The sequence below is a fragment of the Sinomicrobium pectinilyticum genome, assembly GCF_003725735.1.
In the GTDB taxonomy this organism is placed as follows: Bacteria; Bacteroidota; Bacteroidia; order Flavobacteriales; family Flavobacteriaceae; genus Sinomicrobium; species Sinomicrobium pectinilyticum.
Genome location: NZ_RJTM01000107.1, coordinates 25,698 through 48,755 on the forward strand (window position 1 = coordinate 25,698; position 23,058 = coordinate 48,755).

The 23,058-nt window shown below is 45.8% G+C and carries 13 protein-coding genes; all 13 read left to right on the forward strand.

Annotated elements, in window-relative coordinates; all coding sequences use genetic code 11:
• Positions 1–12: 12 nt before the first annotated feature.
• The 13 genes from ED312_RS15540 to ED312_RS15600 all read left to right on the forward strand — a co-directional run bounded on the left by ED312_RS15540 (position 13) and on the right by ED312_RS15600 (position 23,011).
• Complete coding sequence (locus ED312_RS15540) at positions 13–3,009, forward strand: SusC/RagA family TonB-linked outer membrane protein (RefSeq protein ID WP_206363267.1); 2,997 nt, start codon at positions 13–15, stop codon at positions 3,007–3,009.
• Between the two features lie 23 nt (positions 3,010–3,032).
• Positions 3,033–4,682, forward strand: coding sequence for a RagB/SusD family nutrient uptake outer membrane protein (locus ED312_RS15545; protein WP_123216940.1), 1,650 nt, complete (start codon positions 3,033–3,035; stop codon positions 4,680–4,682).
• A 191-nt stretch (positions 4,683–4,873) separates the two neighbouring features.
• Positions 4,874–5,890: a DUF4861 family protein gene (locus ED312_RS15550; protein WP_123216941.1), complete on the forward strand. Its 1,017-nt coding sequence runs from the start codon at positions 4,874–4,876 to the stop codon at positions 5,888–5,890.
• 43 nt (positions 5,891–5,933) lie between these two features.
• Entirely contained in the window at positions 5,934–7,172 is a 1,239-nt protein-coding gene (locus tag ED312_RS15555) for a glycoside hydrolase family 88/105 protein (protein WP_123216942.1), read from the forward strand.
• 190 nt (positions 7,173–7,362) lie between these two features.
• Positions 7,363–8,991: a glycoside hydrolase family 43 protein gene (locus tag ED312_RS15560; RefSeq protein WP_123216943.1), complete on the forward strand. Its 1,629-nt coding sequence runs from the start codon at positions 7,363–7,365 to the stop codon at positions 8,989–8,991.
• An 81-nt stretch (positions 8,992–9,072) separates the two neighbouring features.
• On the forward strand, positions 9,073–9,813 hold the full coding sequence (locus ED312_RS15565; RefSeq protein WP_123217004.1) for a rhamnogalacturonan acetylesterase: 741 nt from the start codon (positions 9,073–9,075) through the stop codon (positions 9,811–9,813).
• 435 nt (positions 9,814–10,248) lie between these two features.
• A complete protein-coding gene (locus ED312_RS15570; RefSeq protein WP_170164535.1) occupies positions 10,249–10,845 on the forward strand; it encodes an RNA polymerase sigma factor in 597 nt (198 codons plus the stop codon).
• A gap of 530 nt (positions 10,846–11,375) precedes the next feature.
• Positions 11,376–12,356, forward strand: coding sequence for a FecR family protein (locus tag ED312_RS15575; protein ID WP_170164536.1), 981 nt, complete (start codon positions 11,376–11,378; stop codon positions 12,354–12,356).
• Positions 12,357–12,482: 126 nt separating this feature from the next.
• The gene (locus ED312_RS15580; RefSeq protein ID WP_123216946.1) at positions 12,483–15,962 is read left to right on the forward strand and encodes a TonB-dependent receptor; all 3,480 of its coding nucleotides are present in this window, start codon (positions 12,483–12,485) and stop codon (positions 15,960–15,962) included.
• A 21-nt stretch (positions 15,963–15,983) separates the two neighbouring features.
• Complete coding sequence (locus tag ED312_RS15585; RefSeq protein WP_123216947.1) at positions 15,984–17,768, forward strand: RagB/SusD family nutrient uptake outer membrane protein; 1,785 nt, start codon at positions 15,984–15,986, stop codon at positions 17,766–17,768.
• 47 nt (positions 17,769–17,815) lie between these two features.
• A complete protein-coding gene (locus ED312_RS15590) occupies positions 17,816–19,201 on the forward strand; it encodes a beta/gamma crystallin family protein (protein WP_148044311.1) in 1,386 nt (461 codons plus the stop codon).
• Positions 19,202–19,260: 59 nt separating this feature from the next.
• Complete coding sequence (locus tag ED312_RS15595; protein WP_123216949.1) at positions 19,261–20,625, forward strand: M60 family metallopeptidase; 1,365 nt, start codon at positions 19,261–19,263, stop codon at positions 20,623–20,625.
• A 307-nt stretch (positions 20,626–20,932) separates the two neighbouring features.
• Positions 20,933–23,011, forward strand: coding sequence for a glycoside hydrolase family 2 protein (locus ED312_RS15600; protein ID WP_123217005.1), 2,079 nt, complete (start codon positions 20,933–20,935; stop codon positions 23,009–23,011).
• The last annotated feature ends 47 nt before the right edge of the window (positions 23,012–23,058 follow it).

The window sequence follows — 23,058 nt, forward strand, 5'->3', positions numbered from 1 at the left end:
TTTTTAACAATAATGAATTGTAAGCTATTCTCTATGGTGCCTGTAAAGACCGTTTGGGCTTTCTTTTTATTGGGGAGTTTGTTTTTATTACAACCTGTCCATGCCCAGGAAAAGACAATTACAGGTACGATAACCGATGAGCAGGGCGTGCCGTTACCGGGAGTAAACATCCTGGTACAGGGTACATCAACCGGAACCCAGACCGATTTTGACGGTAATTATTCAATTGAAGCCGCACCGGGACAGGTCCTGGTGTTCACTTATATCGGACTAAAGAAGGAAGAAAGGACTGTGGGAAATTCGGACACGATAAGCCTGCAAATGAGTGAAGATGCCGAGGCATTGGATGAGGTGGTGGTTATAGGATACGGGACAGTAAAAAAATCTGACCTTACCGGTTCCGTGGCTTCCGTAAAAGAACGTGATCTTACGTCCATACCTGTTACCAATGCCCTGGAAACCATGCAGGGAAAAGTGCCGGGAGTAGACCTTACCAAATCCAGTGGACAAGCAGGAGCCGGACTCAATTTTTCCATACGCGGAAACCGCTCCCTGAATGCCGATAATGGCCCGCTTGTAGTAGTGGACGGTATGATCTATGGCTCCACACTGGATGTAAACCCCAATGATATTGCCTCCGTAGAGGTGCTTAAAGATGCATCCGCAACAGCTATATATGGTACATTGGGAGCAAACGGGGTTGTACTGATCACCACTAAAAAAGGGAGATCCGGAAAGAGCAAAGTCTCCGTAAACAGTTATTACAGTTTGCAAACCCTGGGAGGATATGCGGATATCATGAGCGGACCGGAATGGGTACAATTACGAAGGGAGTCCAGGAGAACCGTGGGAGAGTGGAGCAGTCCGGCCGATGATGCCAATATCTTTAACCCAACCCAACTGGAGAATTTTCAGAACGGTATCTGGACGGACTGGGCAGACCAGCTTCTCGGTACCGGTAGTCAGCAAAATCACCAGGTAAGTATTTCGGGAGGATCGGAAAAAACGACATATTATTTCTCTATGGAATACTTCCGCGAAGAAGGCCTTTTGCAAAATGATAACCTGGACCGTTACAGCGGTCGTTTGACCGTAGACCATAAAGTACTGGACAACCTGAAAGTTTCCTCCAACATTATGTATACCATGAAAGACCATGACCGGAGGAGGGACCCGCTCAACCAGGCCAACAAAATGAGCCCGCTGGGCAGGCCCTATGATGATGAAGGAAACCTTATTACTTTTCCCGTAGGTGATAGCTCTACACTTAACCCGCTGGTGGACGAACTGCCGGGGAATTATACGGACAACGAAGACAACAAGCGTTTTTTCGGTAATATCAGCCTGGACTGGACACCTATAGAAAACCTTACATTCACCTCCCGCCTCGGCATAGATCATATGAATTTCCGAAGAGGTATTTTTTCCGCTACCAATACCCTGGAAGTAGGGGCGGATGGCCTGTCACTGGCCAGTGCGGAGAATGGGACCTTTAACCGGACTACCTGGGAAAACTTTGCCAATTATACCTATACTACAGGGAAACACGAAATATCCGGGTTACTCGGTACCAGTATATGGAAAACCGTAGAAGAAAATTATACCGCTGAAGGAAGAGACCTGGCTTCGGCAACGATGTTGTTCCATAATTTGGGCGGATTGCAGTCCCAGATACGGGTAAACAGTAATCTGGAGGAAAAACAACTGGCCTCTTTCTTCGGAAGGGTCAATTATAAATATGCAGACAAGTACCTCTTTACCCTGTTGATGCGGGCAGACGGTTCTTCCGTTCTCTCTCCGGGCAACAAGTGGGGGTATTTTCCTTCCGGGGCCTTCTCATGGGTGCTCAAGGAAGAGAATTTCCTGAAAGACAGCCAGACGATATCACAGTTAAAAGCAAGGGTGAGTTACGGTATCTCCGGTAACAGTGCGGTATCGCCATATCAAACTCTCGGAAGCCTTTCCAAAAGTACTTATGCTTATGACCACGGTACGGACGAGACCCCTGCATTCGGTTACTATCCTTCGCTTATAGCTTCCAATAACCTGAGCTGGGAAACCACGGCAACGACCAACCTCGGTCTCGATTTCGGTTTTTTCAATAACAGGATCTCCGGGTCTCTTGACGTATATCAGCAAAACACCAGCGACCTGCTGATGCAAAGGGCATTACCTACGTCATCCGGGTTTAGTACGGCATGGGACAATATCGGTAAAACCCGTAACAGGGGCGTTGAGCTGTATGTGAACACCATGAATATTGTTCCTCAAAACAATGGTTTCGGCTGGAGTTCCGATATTACATTTACGACTAATAAAGAAGAAATACGGGAACTTCCGGAAGGAGACCGCGACCTGGCAAACGGATGGTTTGTCGGACAACCCATCGAATCTTTCTACGATTATGAAAAACTGGGGATCTGGCAGCTCGACGAAGCGGATCAGGCAGCATCCTACGGACAGGAACCGGGAGATATAAAAGTAAAAGACCAGGACGGTGACGGGGTGATCACCCCGGAAGACAGGACTATCATAGGAAGTACCGTACCCGACTATACCCTTGGGTTTAACAACAGGTTCAGCTATAGGGGGCTGGAACTTAATGTGTTTGTATATGCAAGACAGGGACAGAGCATTATCAGTGAAGCTGCAGGTTCCTATAAGGTAGATGCCCTGGAAAACGGCCCGAAAGTGGATTACTGGACCCCGGAGAATCCTACCAATGCCTACCCGAGACCCGATGCGGGAACAAGCCGGGCAAGTACCCAATATTACTCCACCTTGCAGTATGTGGACGGTTCTTTTATAAAGATCCGGGATATTACCCTGGCCTACAGCTTTCCGCAGTCCGTGACAGAATATCTGAAGATAGCCAAACTTCGCTGCTATGCTACCGCCAAGAATTATTTTGTGTTTAGCAAAATAGATCCTTACGATCCCGAACGAGGAGGAAACCTGAGTTTCCCTATGACACGACAGTTGGTATTCGGAATTAATTTAGAATTGTAAGAACTCAAGAAAAGCTGGAAATCATGAAATTAAGATTCATAACACTTATTACACTTATAGCCGGCGTGTTCGCTTCCTGTGAAAGCTTCCTCGAAGAAGATAACAAGTCCGGCCTCACCGCTGATGCTTACTATTCCACTTTAGAAGGTATAGAGGCACTGGTAAATGCCTGTTACACCCCCATGCGTTTCTGGTATGGGAAAGAGAACGGGATAGCCTTAACCGAAACGGGGACCGATATTTTTACCCGGGGTAACGGCATGGAGAACCCGCCGGTGGCGCTGTATAACTCGGACCTGTCCGGGGCCAATACACCTATAGAATTTTACTGGACCCGGTTTTATTCGGCATTGAATACCTGTAATGCTGCAGTAGAACGTATACCGGAATCCCCGCTGGCAGAAAACCTCAAACCGGTCCGCATAGCAGAGGCAAGGTTTCTGCGGGCATTTTACCTGTGGCATATTGTAGAGACCTGGGGTAGCGTACATCTCTTTACCGAAGAAGTGAAAAACATCCAGGAAACCGCTACCCGTACCCCGGTAGACAGTTTTTACGACCAGATATTCGAAGACCTGGAATTTGCGGTTGAAAACCTGCCGCCTTCATCCGAGGACTACGGAAGAGCTAACAGGGCAGCGGCAGAAGCCTTTCTGGCCAGGATGTATCTCACCAGGGGTGAAGATGCCCTTGCCTCCCGGCATGCTAAAAATGTAATAAACGACTATGGTTTTTCACTGGAGGACAACTATGCCGATCTCTGGGATATAAATAATGTAAGGAACCCGGAGATCGTGTGGCTGGTAAACTTTACGGCCGACCTGGTGCTGAACCTGGAACTGGAACACCCGGATGATGATATCCTGCTCCGGGACGGGGGCAATAACTCCCACTTGTTCTTCCTGATGACATACGACCAGTTGCCCGGAATGACCAGGGATATAGAAAACGGTCGTCCTTTTGCCCGTTTTATGCCCACTGCGCATTTACTGGACCTGTTTGACGAAACGATGGATTCCCGTTTCGATGCCACATTCCAGAGTGTCTGGTATTGCAACAACCTGAACAATGCCCCGGAAGGGATGCAGCTCGGGGATACGGCAATCTATGCAACCAAGTATGTGATCCCTCAATCTGTGAAAGACAGCAAACCCTACACGGTTATAGACCGTAGCAGGACATATAACGACAATGATGCTCCGCAGGTAAGGGACCGCTATGTATCCCTGCGAAAATTCCTCGATCCTTCACGCCAGACCATCTCCCAGCAACAGGGAAAAAGAGATGCTTTTGTTATAAGGCTTGCGGAGATGTACCTCATTGTCGCCGAAGCGGAAATGAACCTTGGAAATACGGGGGAAGCCGTACAATATTTTAACGAAGTGAGAAGAAGGGCAGCGCTGCCGGGGCATGAAGATGATATGGAAATTTCCGAAGGGGACCTCAATATAGACATGATACTCGACGAAAGAGCGAGGGAATTTGCCGGAGAGCAGTTGCGCTGGTTTGACCTGAAACGTACCGGAAAACTTGTTGAAAGAGTACAGCAATGGAACCCGGATGCGTCAGCCAACATTCAGCCTTATCACCAGGTAAGGCCGATACCGCAGTCCCAGCTCGATGCCGTTACCAATAAAAGTGAGTTTACCCAAAACGAAGGCTACAACAGATAGCATGTTCTCATAAATTTAGTTTAGTGTTTGAAAGGAGCCCGGTTAGTGTGTTGTTTAAGGGGCTCCTTTTTTTAAAATTTCAATCCTCAATGTCATTCTGAGCCCTTCGACTGTCGCTCAAGGCAGGCTAAAGCAAAGAATCCCATTGAAGGGAAATTTGGAATTTAAAGTTTAATCATAACGATCAAACCATGAATACACTTAAAATCACAGTCGTTTTGTCTCTACTTGCCCTGATATCTTGTAAAGACAAAGAAAAAAAAGAAGAAAAAGAACCCGGAACAGAAAAGGTAGAAACCGTAGTTTCGTCAAAACCTGTCTATGCCGAAATTTCGATCAAGGAAGGCGGTCAATGGCAGGACGGCCCCCGGGACCATAAAGAATACGTGGGGGGGACGTTTAAGAACGTTAATAGCCTGGAAGTTCCCGAAGAACACACCGATCACACCTGGTACATCCGTTACGAAGGTCCGGGATGGGAAAATAAAAATGTAGGCTATCGCCTGTACCTCGATTGGCGTAATGCTATTGACGTGTGGGGAAAAAAAGTGGATAGTCTCGTACTGCCTTACGTAGGACAGGACGGTTTCGATTCCTACCACGAACCTGCCGATTGGGGAATGGATGTACTTAAAGTAGCCCAGGGTTTGGGTGTTGGTAGTTACGGCCGCCAGGTTGAAGGGACTACCCATCATTTTAATGTTGTGGCAAATACCTCGGCCCAAGTTGAAAATACGGATAATGAAGCCCGGGTAACCATCAATTACAAAGGTTGGGAAACTCCCGGCGCTACTATCGATCTGCAAAGCGAACTCAGCATGTATCCCGAAGGGCGATATATGAAAGCCGTGCTGAAACCCTCTGAAAAGGTAGAAGGACTTTGTACCGGTATCGTTAAATTTGACAATATCGATTTTCTTCAAAAGGAAGGTGAACAATGGGGGTACATCGCCACTTATGGCAAGCAATCCCTGTCGGGTAACGACGATGACCTTGGAATGGCTGTTTTCTATAAGCTTTCGGAAACCGCAGAAACCACTAAAGGTGAACACGACCACCTCGTTATCTTTAAACCGGCCGATACGGTAACGTATTACCTTCTTGCCGCCTGGGACCAGGAAAAGGATGGAATTACAACCCGGGAAGGATTTACTACACATTTGAATGAACTATTAACCCAATTGGATTCCGAAGGGAAGCTGGAGTAATTGTTCCTTTTTTTAGAAATTTAACCAGATTAACCGTTTTAGAATGAAAATCATCAACCTGATAAAAACCACTTGTTTGTTGCTGCTTTCAGTAGCTGTTTTTTCCTGTAAATCCAAACAAGAAGAAAAAACCGAAACTCAGAAAGAAACAAAAATAGTCGCCGAGAACCTGAAATGGTCCGAGAGAATGGCTTTGTCTGAAATGGAGCGTTTTCCCGAAGCCTGGCAACTCGATTTTCATACCAAACCCAAATGGAGTTATACCCAGGGACTGGTTTTGAAAGGATTTGAAGAACTGTATAAAAAAACCGGCAAGGAAGTCTATTATAATTATATAAAAGCTTTCGGAGATAAGATGGTCAATGCCAAAGGAGAGATACTCACCTATGATATGGAAAAGTATAACATAGATATGATCAATGCCGGTAAGACGCTGCTATATCTTTACGATAAAACCGGGGAGGAAAAATATCTCCTGGCCATTCAAACACTTAGAAAGCAACTGGACAATCACCCCAGGACTTCCGAAGGCGGGTTCTGGCACAAAAAAATATACCCCTGGCAGATGTGGCTGGACGGTCTCTATATGGGACAACCGTTCTATGCGGAATACACTAAGACTTTTGAAAAAGGAGAAGCTGCGGAAAAGGCTTTTGACGACATTGCCCTGCAATTTCAGCAGATACAAAAACATTCCAGGGACGAGGAAACAGGATTGTTATACCACGGATGGGATGAAAGCCGCGAACAAAAATGGGCGGATAAAGAGACCGGGACTTCTCCGCATTTCTGGTCCCGTGCCCTCGGATGGTATGCTATGGCACTTGTAGATGTACTGGACTTCTTCCCGGAACATCATCCGTCCAGGAAGGACTTAATCGAATACCTGAACCAGCTCGCCGTAGCTTTGACGGATTATCAGGATAAAGATTCCGGACTCTGGTACCAAGTTACAGATCAAGGGAACAGGGAAGGTAATTACCTGGAAGCTTCCGGCTCCTGTATGTTCATTTATTCCCTCGCTAAAGGCGTACGAAAGGGGTATCTGCCGGAATCTTATATGGATGTAGCAAAAAAAGGATATCAGGGTGTACTGGACCATCTCATAGAAGTCGAAGACAATGGTGTGGTAAACCTTACACAGGTATGTGCTGTAGCAGGACTGGGTGGAAATCCGTATCGCGATGGTACCTATGAATATTACGTGAACGAAAAAATACGGTCCAATGATCCGAAAGGGACAGGCCCGTTCATCCTGGCCAGCCTGGAACTGGATAAATAGTTCCGGAATTGTGAATTATCAGGTATTTTTCTTTATGGCCTCTAAGTTCCCCTCTTGAGAGGGGCTAGGGGTGTGTTCCTGATGAAAATATAAATATAAGAGTTATTAGTTCGGGAATTGTAAGATCCCGGTGTGTTTTTCCGGTGCCGATGACACTTTTAGGCCGGACGTATAAAAATAAATATTACCGATGCATAAAATAAGTACGACCATAGCGTTATTTACCCTATTGTTATCACAACCAGTTCTGTTCGCCCAGGAATTCGTATCCGAAGCCTGGGTATCCGACCAGGGAGACGGAACCTATAAAAATCCAATTTTACATGCCGACTATTCCGATCCGGATATATGTAAGGTAGGCGATGATTTTTATATGACGGCATCCAGTTTTAATGCCATTCCCGGATTGCCCATATTGCATTCGAAGGACCTGGTCAATTGGAAGCTGATAGGTTATGCGCTGGACCGCCAGCCACCTTTCGAGCACTTCAGTAAGCCCCAGCACGGTAACGGGGTATGGGCGCCGGCCATCAGACATCATAACGGAGAATTTTACATCTACTATGGCGACCCGGATTTTGGCATTTACATGATAAAATCAGAAGATCCGGCCGGACCGTGGGAAGAGCCCGTACTGGTGGAAGAGGGGAAAGGCCTTATCGATGCCTGCCCGCTTTGGGATGACGACGGAAAAGCATACCTGGTGCATGCTTACGCGGGAAGCCGGGCCGGGATAAAAAGTGTTGTTGTGGTGAAACCCATGAATCCCGAAGGGACAAAAGTTACCGGGGCAGGTAAACTGGTTTTTGACGGTCACGATGCTCATCCTACCGTAGAAGGAACCAAATTTTACAAGAGGAACGGCTATTACTACATATTTGCCCCGGCCGGGGGCGTTTCTACCGGGTGGCAACTGGCCATGAGGGCAAAACATCCGTATGGGCCTTATGAAGAAAGAATAGTAATGGACCAGGGAAAAACCGATATCAATGGCCCGCACCAGGGCGGTTGGGTAGAACTCGACAACGGCGAAAACTGGTTTGTACATTTTCAGGACAAGGAAGCATACGGACGTATTGTACACCTGCAGCCGATGGAATGGAAAAATGACTGGCCTGTAATAGGTGAAGATCGTGACGGGGACGGAAAAGGTCAGCCTGTTTTAAGGCATAAAAAACCGGATGTGGGAAGGTCATATCCCATAGGAACCCCCCAGGATTCCGATGAGTTTGACGGAAATGACATTAGCCTGCAATGGCAATGGCACGCAAACCCGGAAGCAACATGGGCTTTTGTTAATCCTGCTGCGGGGAAACTGCGTTTATTCACCGATAAATTGCCGGATGACAGCAAAAACCTTTGGGATGCGCCGAACCTGCTTCTGCAAAAATTTCCGGCGGAAGAATTTAAAGCCACTACCGCACTGGAATTTCATCCTAATCCCAAACTGGATAATGAAAAAGCAGGACTCATCGTCATGGGGATGAGCTATGCCTACATTTCGCTGGAAAGTAAAGACGGTGAAATACATATCAGCCAGGTGGTCTGCGAAGATGCGGAACACGGTAAACCGGAAAGAATTGCAGAGACAGTGAAGTTGAAAGGAAATAAAGTTCAGTTCCGGGTAGAAGTGACCAAGGGAGGGAAATGTACGTTCGGCTATAGTACCAATGGAAGTAAGTTTAAGTCTTTAGGGGAGACTTTCACGGCGGTCCCCGGAAAATGGATCGGGGCTAAAGTAGGGCTTTTTGCCATAAGGGATACGAAGATCAATGATTCCGGTTTCGCGGATATCGACTGGTTTCGCATTGAACAGTAAAGAGTGGTATGGGATTCAGTATTGAAAAATAGGAGTGATATGAAAAGATATGATGCGCTAGGTCGGAAGATCTGTTTTAGCATGTGTTTTATATTATTCACCGCCATTTGTCTTGCTCAGGCTACGGACAAAGAACAAAACTGGCCGGTGACGATCTTTACTATTGGAGATTCCACCATGGCAGACAAACCCCTGGAAGGGGGAAACCCAGAGCGTGGATGGTGCCAGTTGCTTCCGGAATTTCTCACCGGTGATGTGATAGTGGAAAATCATGCGGTCAACGGCAGAAGCTCCAGGAGTTTTATTTCGGAAGGACGGTGGGGCGAAGTGCTTTCCCGCCTGAGGAAAGGAGATTTCGTATTCATACAGTTCGGTCATAACGATCAGAAGTCGAAGGACCCTTCCAGGTATACCAATCCGTATACGGGGTACCGGCAAAACCTGGAGAAATTTGTAAAAGAGACACGGGAGAAGGGTGCCACTCCCGTACTTTTCACGTCTATAGTACGCAGGAATTTCAATGAGTACGGGACACTTATCGATACGCATGGAGATTATCCGTTAGTGGTGAGGTTGGTTGCCGATGCCATGGAAGTACCCTTTGTGGACCTGCAACGGCTTACGGAAAATATGGAGCTGTCCTACGGGCCTGAAAAATCCAAAGAACTCCATTTATGGTATGCTCCCGGACAACTGGATATTTATCCCGATGGAAAGCAGGACGATACCCACTTGTCTGTTAAGGGGGCAAGAGAAGTTTCCGGACTTGCCGTAAAGGCACTGAAAGATATAGACTTAGGCTTGTATGAGTATGTGAAATAGCCTGCATTGGCTCTCTAAGAGTAATAATCCCCCGGAATACAACTTTGTTTATCAGGTTGTATCCAGGGGGATGGTTAAATCATTGTATCTCGGTTAATCCTAATCCTTGTTTCCCGGTACAATCTGCCTTTAAGGAAAGTCTGATTACAAGAAAAATAATTGTTAATACAATTGTAGGAAATATTCGCGATGTTCAGTCTTATTTGTTGCTTTAATCGAATTTTCAGGTTTAAAAATTTGTTTTTGTGAAAATTATGTTAACTTTACTTTTGTCGATGTGTTCGATAACATAAAATATGAGCACTATTGTAAGAAATTTTGAACGGCTCTTGTTTCTGTAACCGGATTCTCGTTCGGTCTGCTGGACTAGTTACACAAATATTCATGAATATACTTATAAAAGATCTTTTTTAAGATAAACGGATTTCAGTTATTTTGGAGACAAACAGGAAAACAGACGATTTGTGGGAGGAACTCCGGAAAGGGAGTACAGTCGCTCTTGGTTCCCTATACGACGAATATGCCGATGTCCTGTTCTCCTATGGCATGCGGATGTCCGGAGATCGTGAAAAGGTTCTCGATGCCATACATGACCTTTTCCTGGACCTGTATAAGTACCGGAAAAAACTTTCACCCTGTTCCAATGTGCAATCATATCTTGTCCGGTCTTTGCAGCGAAAGATCAATCAACAATACAAAACAGAGGGGAAGACAGTTTCTGTAGAAAATACGGAACAAAGTATCCCTGCACCGCTGTACGTGGTTAATTCCACAGAAGAAGAATATATCAGCAGGGAGTTGCACACGGAGAAGGTAATACGTATGGAATCGTCATTTGGTTTACTCACCGACAGACAGCGACAGGCATTATTCCTGAAGTTCAAGGAAGAAAAACCATACGAAGAAATAGCGGAGATCATGAATATTTCCATAGAAACTTCCAGAACGTTGATCTATCGGGCGGTAAAAGTACTGCGTGCCCATTTGCTTCCCTGCCTGCTCATCCTTTCGGGCCTCTTTTTCGGAAAATAGACTTCGATTTATACCATGTGGGTATACCTTACCCTGAAAAAAAACAGGTACACTCCTGAATATACCCGTAAAATCTATCTTTAGATATGGTATACTGGTTATTTCACCAACTCATGTCCTGTTGTGGTATCAGCATTGCTGATGCATTCTGCGCAAAAGATTGAAAGGATTGTTTGCGGTTGTCAAAGAAGGCCGAAGCTTCGAAGAAAAGAAAAGAGTTACATGGTCTTTTTTGTGGATTATCGAATTTATGGTTCTTATGGACCGCGTTTCTCTTTTTTAATTTTCCCGAAGCCCCGTTTTTCCTATTTTTTGAAAAAGAGGTTAAATATTTTTAAAAAAATCTTTAAAAAATTGTCTATGCGGGAGCAAAAACGCTCTCTTATATAGTAAAGGCGTTTTTATTGTGTTCGATGACATTATTTTCCGATAAGAGATAATGACCGAATTACGGTAAACGAAAAAAATAAACAATACGAGCTACGGTGGATATCCAAAAGGAAGAAAAGAGGGAATTAAAAGAACGGATAATGAGGTCCGTAACAGGCTATAAAAGGCGCGAAAGAATAAAACGGGGAACTCTTGTTCTCGGATGTGCCGTACTGATGTTATCGGCAGGGTGGTTTTATTTGGGAGGAGAGCAACCTTCCGCTATTTATGATTATGCCCGAACCCTGGATAGGGATAGTCAAAAAAACGGGGGCAAAGTAGAACTTATTTTAGAAAAAGGACAGCGTGTTAAACTGGCGGAGAGCGATTCTACCATAACCTATTCGCAGACGGGGAGCAAGGTAACTATAGGAAAGTCAAAAATTATTTCCCGGGAGAATACGGGTAAAGAAAAAACAGCATACAACACGCTTGTTGTACCCTATGGCAGGAGGTCCAGGATAGAACTTTCGGACGGCACAGTGGTTTGGCTGAATTCCGGTTCCCGACTGGTGTACCCGACTGCTTTTCCGGATGATAAAAGAGAAGTTTACCTGGAAGGGGAAGGAATTTTTGAAGTGGCCCATAATAAGAAAAAGCCTTTTATGGTACTTGCCGATAACCATAAAATCCGGGTATTGGGAACGGTATTTAATGTGAGTAACTACAAAGAAGATAATTCCGTAAAGACCGTGTTAAAGAGTGGAAGCGTTGAGGTGGAGTATAGAGGAGACGGAATCTGGAAGGGAAAGGAAACCATTAAAATTGCACCGGGAACCATGACCGAATACGAAAAGAACACCGGAAAAATGACATCCGGGGAAGTTGATGTAGAAGATTTCTTTTCCTGGAAGGAAGGCGTGCTGATCCTCAAAAGCAGTAAAATGGAGGATATCGTAAAAAAGCTGTCCAGGTATTATAACATAGAGATAAAGATCGAAGATGAGAAATTGGCAAAAGAGACATTTTCCGGCCATCTCGATTTAAAGGAAAGTGTGGAAAACGTAATACGGACAATAAACAAGACCACTGATTTCAAATATTTCAGATCAGAAGAAAACAACCAATGGATTATTAACTAAAACTTTATTTATGAAACCATAGAATTACAAAAAGAAACCGGAAGATGCTCCAACATCCCCCGGTGGAAAGAAATTAACCTTACTGTGCTTTACCAGTAAAAATTAATCAACAAACACGACAAAAGTATGAATAAAAATGCTAACCTTGGCTCCCGGGGGAAATTTCCCTTACGGAGGTACTTGTGGACTGCGATGAGAATTTTTCTTCTTTTTATCGGCATCGGATTATCTTCGGTTTATGCAAGTCATTCCTCCGCCCAGACGCGAATGGATATCGATGTCAAAAACGTTACGGTAAAATATTTATTCGAAGAAATACAAAAAAAGAGCGAGTACATATTCTTTTATAAGGATGGCACCTTAGATGAAAACAAACAGGTTTCCTTTACGGCAAAAGACATTACATTACAGGATATCCTGAACCGGGTATTCGGCCAGACCGATCTTACTTACGAATTGGATGGCAGGCAGGTAGTTGTTCGTAAAAAACCGGCAAAAATACCCGAAACTAACGAAACCGGTACTAACGTTCCGGTTGTGCAAGGCATAGAAATATCCGGTACGGTAAAAGATTCCGAAGGCATGCCCCTGCCCGGAGCCAATGTAGTGGAGAAGGGAACGACACATGGCACACAAACCGATTTTGACGGGAATTATGCTCTAACCGTTTCCGGTGAAAATGCGGTATTGCTGGTTTCGTATATGGGCTTTATAAGCCGGGAGATCCCGGTAAAGGGACAAACGGAAATACAGGTTACCTTAGAGGAAGACGTTTCCAACCTCGAAGAAGTAGTTGTGGTAGGATACGGAACCCAGAAGAAAGTAAACCTCACCGGGGCCGTGAGCCAGGTAACGGCAGAAGCCATTGAAAACCGGCCCGTGGCAAATCTGGGGCAGGCTTTACAGGGCGTGCTTCCCAACCTCAATATCAGTATACCTAGCGGGAACCCCAATGCTACACCTTCTTTTAATGTCAGGGGAGGGACTTCACTCCAATATAATTCTGATGACAGTAAGTATGAATTTCAGTCCGGTAGCCCTTTCATACTGGTAGACGGAGTGCAAATGGATATTAACATGCTCAACCCGGAAGATATCGAAAGCATAAGTATTCTGAAAGATGCTGCTTCGGCAGCAATTTATGGTGCCCGTGCCGCTAATGGTGTGGTACTGGTAACGACCAAGAAAGGAAGGCGGTCACAAAAACCGCAGATCACGTACAGTACTTCTTTCCAGTTTAACCGTCCTTCTGCCCGTCCGGACCTCCTGGATGCCTATACCATACAGGATGCAGCGATAAAAGCGGTGGAGTATGAAAACCGTACCCCTTCCGGAGATATGTACGATAAACTCAATGCCATTAAGGCATATATGGATAATCCGGAGGAGAATCCGCCTTATATAATGAGCCCGGGAGGGAGTATAATATGGGTAGCGAATACGAGGCCATATGACGAAGCGGTACGCAATGCCGCACCCATGATGAAGCACAACCTGAGCCTGAGGGGAGGTTCGGAAAAAAATACCTATATGATATCCCTGGGCTACCAGGACCAGGAAGGGATCTATAAAATAAATACGGATAAGTTCAAAAGGTATAATGTATTGGTTAATGTAGGCTCCGAAATCACGGACTGGCTCGGTATGGATTACCAGATCTCCTGGAATAATACCATATATGAAGAGCCCATTAGTCCGGCAGGAAAAGGTAGCTGGTGGTATGCTATGGCGCAGGAACCTTTCCGGAATATCAATATGCCCATAAAAACCCCGGCAGATTCTCCCGTGGGTGAGATGTATACGGATAATATCCTGTCCTTTATGAGTTACGGATCGAACAGAAAAAGCATGAACGAACGCTTGCTTATGAAAATAGCTCCTACCATAAAACTTTTGAAAGGATGGAACCTGAAAGCGGATTTTTCGTATATGTCCAGGAATTACAGACAAAAAGAAGTATTGCCCGAATTATTGCGTGTGGATACGGATTGGAACAATCTTATAAACTCCCATACCAACCCGTCTTACATCGATAAAACGAGTGATCGCACAGATCAGTATACCCTGAATGTCTACACCAATTACGATACTACGCTGGGAAAACACGATATTTCCCTGTTGGCCGGGTTTAACCAGGAATGGTTGAGGTACGAACATCTCAGGGGAAGAGGAGAGGGAATTTTATCGCCTAATATTCCGGTAATCAATCAGACTACCGGAAATGAATATGCTTATGATAGCGAAAGCCATTGGGCCGTAAGGGGAGCTTTTTACCGGATAACCTATAATTATGACAATCGTTATTTGCTGGAATCCAACGGGCGTTATGACGGCACTTCCAGGTTCCCGAAAGACCGGAGGTTTAAATTCTTCCCTTCCATTTCCGGAGCCTGGAGGGTTTCGGAAGAATCTTTCACCGGATTCTTAAAACCAACATTTGACGAATTGAAGTTCAGGGCGAGTTACGGTAGCCTTGGTAACCAGAACGTAGACAACTATATCTATATCCCTTCATACGGAACAGTTTCACAGGTACAGCACATGCTTAACGGGGTACGTCCCATAGGCATTACACCTCCCGGACTGGTGGACCCCGATCTTACCTGGGAGACTTCCACGACCCTGGATTTCGGGGTGGATATGGCACTATTGGGTAATAAACTCGATCTTTCTTTTGATTGGTACAGGAGAAAAACCACAGATATACTGATAGCAGGCGATAAATTCCCGGCTGTTCTGGGAGCGTCCTCACCTACAAAGAATTCGGGAGCTATGCAAACCGAAGGTTGGGAACTGGAAGTGAGATGGAAAGACCGGTTCGAATCTGGCTTCAGGTATGATGTGGCCCTGAACCTTTGGGATTATCAAAGCGAGGTCGTGACTTTTGACGGGAACCCGAATAAATTATTGAGTAGTTTATACGAAGGACAAAAAATGGGAGAGATCTGGGGTTATGAGACTTCCGGGATCTTTCAGACTGAGGAAGAGATAGAAGCCGCTCCAAGTCAGCATTTACTCAATTCCCAGTGGTTCCCGGGAGATGTTCGTTATGCCGACCTGGATGGTAACGGTGAGATAAGCCCGGGAGAACAGACAGTGGAAAATCCCGGAGACCGGAAAATAATAGGAAACAGCACCCCGAGATACCAGTTTGGCCTGAATATGAACGCTTTATGGAAAAATTTCGATCTGAACATCTTTTTTCAGGGAGTTGGGAAAAGAGATTACTGGATAGATGGTTCGCAAAGTCTGTACTGGGGAGGATTGTCCAACGGGGCAGGGACCTGGGAGATTTATAACAATACCTGGACACCCGAGCAAAGAGATGCTCATTTCCCCGTATATAAAAACAAAGCAGCCAACAGGCAGGTACAAAGCAGGTTTATACAAAATGCAGCCTATATACGCCTGAAAAACCTGGCATTGGGTTATACGTTGCCACAGGAGATCAGTGAGAAGATAAAGGTAGAAAGATTGCGTTTATCCGCCTCCGCCTACAATATCTGGGAATATACTAAAGTCCCTGATGTATTTGACCCCGAACTCATGAGTGCCGATTACCCCATGATGCGGTCTTTTGCACTTGGCCTGCAGGTAACCTTTTAACAACGTTTAAAATATTTCCAAATGAAGAAATTATATATAGTCTTAACGGTATGTGCCGGGCTCCTGGCGGGTAGCTGTAACGATGATTTTATGGAAAGGTATCCACTGGATGAAGTTACGGATGAAAACTTCTGGCAGACGGAGCAGGACCTGGAATTGTATTGCAATGATCTTTATGCCCAGTATATCCGTGGTTTTAGTTATGGCTGGGGTCAAAATAACGTTAGCCCTTATGGCTATAACGAAGCCACTATTCCGTACGGGGATGTTATTACCGACAATGCTGCACCCGATTCCTATTCCAGGGTAGCTGCCAACGAATATAACGGCCATGTTACCGGGGGTAGTGGCAGCGGAGGCTGGAGTTGGGGAAACATGAGAAAACTCAATTATTTTCTCGATAATTACCTGAGAGGCGATGTAGATCCCGATGTGAGGAATGTATACCTGGGGGAAGTAATGTTCTTTAAAGCCTGGGACTATTATGAAAAAGTAAAGATCTTCGGAGATGTACCGTGGTATACCCATGTCCTGGAAACCAATTCAGAAGAACTGTATGCACCCAGAACACCCAGGGTAGAAGTTATGGATTCCGTAATGAAACTGCTTGATGAGGCTATTGGTTATCTCCCTGAAAAAGGAGCACAAAAACCGGGAAGGATCCATAAGGATGTAGCCTTACATCTGAAATCGCGCATAGGCCTTTTTGAAGGAACCTACCGGAAATATCATACCGAACTTGGCCTGGAAGGAACGGCATTTCTGGAAGCCAGTGCCGATGCCTCCGAAAAACTGATGAATGCCGGGTATTCCATATATACCACGGGGAATATCAATGAAGATTACCACAACCTTTTTGCGCAGTATTCCTATGCCGATAACCCAGAAATTATTTTATGGAAAGAATACAGTGCCAATGAAAATCTGGGTGTAGCCTTCAGCAGGTATTACGCCCAGAATTTACGTCATCGACATGGAGCTACCAGGGCCCTGGTAGATTCTTATCTGTGTATTGACGGGCAACCTATAGCCAACAGCCCGCTGTTCCAGGGGAAAGATTCCATACAACAGGAAATGCTCAATCGCGATCCCAGGTTGAGGCAAACCATCTGTAATTTCGGGGAATATGCCCTGGCAGAAGGGGCAATGGGAGCCGATAATGCCCCCTTGCCCAATATTCCCGGCCTTAGCGGGAACAAATGCCCTACGGGATACCGGGTTGGCAAATGGTTCTTTAATGAGCCGGACGACTGGGGGCGGCTAACGAATGGTATGCAGGCCGCTCCTGTATTCCGCTATGCTGAAATTTTGCTCAATTATGCCGAAGCCAAATACGAACTGGGACAGCTATCGCAGGATATTATAGATCAAACGATAAACCGGGTAAGGTCCAGGGTAAACATGCCGGCGCTTAATCTCGGTAATATACCTGCCGATCCGGCACTGGACAACGATTATGCTACGTATTGCGATTATGTCCCCGAACCCGTACTCCGGGAAATCCGAAGGGAAAGACGTGTGGAACTGGCCTTTGAGAACTTCCGGTGGGATGATCTGATGCGGTGGAAAGCCGGGAAATTTCTCGAAAAACCGGTGGAAGGCATCAAATTCGTACAGGAGCAATTCCCCGGAGTTGTGGTGGGAGCAGATGTGTTTCTAAGTGGAGAAGGGTATATTTTGCCCTACTATCAGGTACTGCCCGAAGGCCGCACCTGGGATGATCGTCAGTACCTGTTCCCCATACCCATAGAAGACCTGGTACTCAACCCGAACCTGGAACAAAACCCGGGCTGGGAATCCAATTAATACCATGAAATTCTTTAACCTTAATTATTAACCAAAATCCTTTAATTATGAAAACTATGTATAAGTGGACATTGTCCGCAGTGCTATGGATTGCCTTGTTGTTTGCTGTTTCCTGTGACTTTCCGGAGGAAGGAGAAGACGGCGTTCTCCCGGAAGAACCAACCCCCGGGTTTGTAACGCACCCGGAAAACCTGAATATCGTGTATTTTGTTCCTACCGATAACCCGGCAGTAACAGATTACGAAGAACGTTTGAGTGAACTTCTCATCTATTTTCAGGACTATGTAAAGTCGGAAATGGACCGTAACGGTTTCGGTCAGAAAACTTTCGGTCTTCCTGTAGATACCATAAATAATCGCGTTAAGCTGGTTACCATTCAGGGAGAACACGACCAGGCTACGTACGATTACGGAAGCGGGAGTACCATTATCAGTGAGATCAATGCCTACAAACAGGCTCACCCGGAAGATTTCAGCAGTGAGCATACGCTTATCATCCTTCCGGAGCGGACGGATGGCGGAAGTCAGCCTTTCTACGGTTCCGGGAGAAGCTGTTTTGCCCTGGATAATCCCAATATCAAAGTAGAAGAGATTCCCGTAACTTCTTCGAACTATATCGGGGGAATGCTCCATGAACTCGGTCACGGACTGGGACTTTCCCACAATAAAGCAACAGTTTCCGAACAGCAATCTCTCGGGACTTCTCTGATGGGATCGGGGAACACCACTTTCGGAAGACAGCCTACCTTTATCACTGAAGTAGACTGTGCAATCCTCAACAGGAACCAGATATTTCAATCTACACCGGTACCTGGCATATACGAAGGGGCTACAACCACGGCCAGTCCGCAGCTGACTTTTGATGATGCTACCCAGAGCCTCCATGTACAAGGCAGCTTTACCAGTGACAAGACCGTAAGCGATATACTGTTCTGGTTAGATCCCAACGTGAACAATGAAGGGTCAGGAGTAAACAAAGATTACAATTCCGTAGGCTGGAGAGGTCTGGTTTTGAGTGGTAATACCTATAACATAAACTTGCCGGTTCAGGAAATACAGGACCACGGAGATTGGCAGTATGAGCTGAAAATAAAACTGCTCATGCAAAACGGAACCATTAAAACCCATACCTATTCTTTTGAATTTGTAAATGGCGAATATACCCCGGAAACCAAAGCAGGAGTGTACCAGCATTCCAGTTATAACGGGTGGGGAGTAGAACTCGAAGCGGGATCATACACAACAAGTCAGCTCGTAGCCCTGGGAGGAATAGACAACGATATCAGTTCCGTAAGAGTGCCCCTCGGTCTTAAAGTCACCCTTTATTCCGAAGATAATTTTACGGGGGAATCTTACGAGGTAACCACGGGGAATGTCTCCTTCTTATCCGCTTTCAACGACAAGACATCCTCCATAGTTGTGGAAGAAGATTAGCCAATGGGAAAAGTGAAGATGAGTTCAATAAGTAGTGACCAAATAAAAAACCACAAATCATGAAAACCTGCACAAAAAGAGTAAAAAACGTATTGTTTTGGGGAGCCCTGTCCGTTTTGGCGGCGTCCTGTGATTTTCCCCCGGGAACGGGAGACGACCTTCCGCAACCGGGAGACAGCATTCCGATTGAAGAATCGCTCGGGGCCAGTCGTCTGCAAACATTCGAAGAAGGGCCTACCCAGGGCCAGGTAAAGGAACGCCTGGCACAGCGGGGGAATCACAATGACATGTTACCTACCGGGTTTCATGTTGACCCTTTCGATACCCTGAAAGTAACAGTCAATAAGCTTACCGGGAACCGGATGCCACAGGTCGTGGTGGGAACCCCGTTCCGGGATAACGTAAGGCCCATACGGACGTATTACGACGTAGAACAAGGGGAAAACACCTTTATAGCCGATGAATACGGCGGAACAGTTTACGTTCGTTACGTCACTACCGAAGACCCCAACAGTTCCGCAGAGATCGAATTCGGGGACGGGTTTAAAAAAGTGCCTTATTATGTAAAAGGAGAAACCACAAAGGGTGAGTGGTTACAGATGCTGGATGTTTTCGGGGATGTAAGGGATGTCATGTTCGTTACCGATCATACCATGCTCACTGTTGGAGTAGAAGACGCCATCACTCATAAAGACGAAGACCAGGACCTGATGTGCGACTACCTGGACAGGATTATGGAGGCTGAGGCGGCAATAAGCGGCCTGGACGGATCGGCTCCCGTTCACGAAAACCGGGATTACAGGTTCCTGCTTACCGTGCGTGACCCGGAATCCGGGGGATATATGGCGGCAAGTATAGCCCTGTATTTTACCCAGGGCGTTATAGATAGATTACTGATGCCCGAAAAACTGGGAGGTACCAATGGCTGGGGACCGTGGCACGAAGCCGGGCATGTACACCAGCAGGCTGCCTGGACCTGGTCTGCAGTAGTGGAATCTACGGTAAATATCTACGCTCTTGCAGCTGAAAGAGAATTCGGGTTGTCGCCTTCCAGGGTAAGCACGAATAACGAATGGCCCGCCGTAGAAACTTTCCTGGCATTGCCGGATGAAGATCGTGATTTTAATACTTCAGCAGCTTCCAATGGTGTACGTATGGCCCTGTTCCACCAGCTATGGCTGGCCTACGGGGACGATTTTTATATTCAGCTGCACAAAGAAACCAGGGAAGAAAACCCGGAACCGGGAGATGACAATGACAAAATGCGGTATTTTATGCTGAAATCATGTAGTGTATCCGGTAACGACCTTACCGGTTTCTTCCGGAAATGGGGATTGCCCGTACCCGAAAGCGTATATGACGAAATTGAAGCACTGAACCTGCCGGCACCGGCAGAAGACCTTACATTGTTACGGGACGAATAGTTGAAATAAAACTTTCGACCCCGGGAAAACTGCCCCCCATCCCGCTTACGGGAATAGGAAGGCAGATAAAAGTCTCATACTCGATTTGAGTTTTGAGTTAGTTAGTTTATTTCACAGGCTCTCCTCTTCCTGATCCGGAGGGAGAGCCTTAATTTGACAAACAAACGGAGATATAAGTATATTGTGTTCGAACCCATTTTTAGAATTATTTTATATTGCAAGAAATAACCTGACTGAAAATACTGTAACCGTAAACATGAGAATAAAAGATTATCAACTGAGAAGAAAAGTAACCCGGACCGGTCTAATGTCAAAGTGTAATGGCAGGGACCTGTCTGTCCGCAGAATTGCTGTTTTTATTGCCATAAGTATCCTTTATGTTTCCGGCGGATATGCCCAGGGCAGGGAGGTTATTAATCTCAATAAAAACTGGGAATTCAAAAAAGGAGAAAAAGATTATGATAAAAGTATCGGCTTTATCAGCCGGGAATGGGAAGAAGTAGAAGTACCGCATTCTTATAATAAAGAAGATATGCAACTCGGAAAAAACTTCTATACCGGGGATGCCTTCTATCGTAAAAAACTCCATGTCAACAAAGAATGGAAGGGAAAAAGGCTTTTTCTCAGGTTTGAGGGTGTTGGTTCCGTAGCGTCCCTCTATGTAAACGGCAGGTTTATCGGGGAGCACAAGGGAAGCTATTCCGCATTTGCTTTCGAAATTACACATAGTGTGGATTACGGTAAAGACAATAACATCGAAGTTAAAGTCAATAATGAAGCAAGACCCGATGTCCTCCCGGTAAATCATTTTTTGTTCCCCATATACGGGGGAATATACCGTCCCGTCAACCTGATCGTTACCGACAAAATAAACATCACGGTTACCGACCATGCTTCTCCCGGTATTTTTATCTCACAAAAGAATGTATCCGGTAAAAAGTCAGATATAACCGTCAAAGCAAAACTCGAAAACAAGGAAAGAGTAACAAAACAGGTTATACTGCAAACCGTTATCCGAAACGCCGAAGGAAAACAGGTCGCCAAAGAAGAAAAAGAAGTAGCCGTAAGTCCGCAGGGAATTACAGTTGCCGAGCAACAACTAACCCTCAGGTCACCCCGTTTATGGCAGGGCGTGGAAGACCCTTACCTGTATTCCCTTACCACTTCCGTAAAAAGGGATGGAAAAGAAACAGACGCCGTAACACAACCTTTGGGGATAAGAAAGTTCGAATTAAGGGCGGGAGAAGGGATGTTCCTGAACGGTAAAAAATATCCCATGTATGGCGTAACCCGTCACCAGGACCGCTGGCAATACGGCAATGCCCTTTCCCCCGAACAGGAAAAGGAGGATATGGAACTCATCCGGGAAATGGGGGCTACTACCATCCGGCTGGCACACTACCAGCAATCCGATAATATCTATTCCCTGGCTGACAAAATGGGCTTTCTTATCTGGGCCGAAATTCCCTTTGTAAATAATTACAGCCTGGAAGAAGCTGCCAATGCCAAGCAACAGATGACCGAACTGGTCCGGCAAAACTTCAATCACCCTTCCATATACATCTGGGGCATGCATAACGAGGTGTACTCCAGAAATCCGGATGAGTATGTCGCCGTACTGACGCGCGAACTCAACAATATAGCTAAAACCAATGATCCGGACAGGCTTACAGGTGCCGTAAGCGGATACGGTGAAATGGACAGGCCGGCAAACCTGGCAGGAGATGTACAGGGAATGAACCGCTATTATGGCTGGTATGAAGGAAAAATAGACGATCTCGAAAACTGGGTAAGCGGATTGGAAAAAGAATATCCCGCTTATAAGGTTGTCCTCGCCGAATACGGTGCCGATGGAAATATGGACCAGGGCGCCGAAGATTTACCGGAAAACCGCAATCCCGTAAGCGGTAAATTTTTCCCTGAAAACTACCAGACCGAAACCCATATTCAGCAATGGGCGATCATTGAAAAACACCCCTATATCACAGCCTCCTATTTATGGAATATGTTCGAATTTGCCGTACCCATGTGGAACCGCGGCGGTGTAAATGCCCGGAACCTGAAAGGATTGATCACCTTTGACCGCAAACGGAAAAAAGATTCCTTTTACTGGTACAAGGCCAACTGGAACCCGGAGCCCATGATCTACCTCGCCAATCGCAGGGATGACCAACGCACCAAATTACATACCCGCGTACAGGTCTTTTCCAATCTCAATACCCTAACACTCACTGTCAACGGAGAAGAAGTTTCCGGGAAACAGGGCGTGAATTCCCGGCATTGGGTATTCGAGGTGGAATTGCAAAAAGGTAAAAACAAGATCAGGGCAGTAGGGAAAAGTAAAGGAAAAGACCTTTCGGATGAAATGGAATGGCTGGTACAGTGAAGTAAATGAACACTCTGAAATAAAGAAACAAATAACAACGGTCCGGT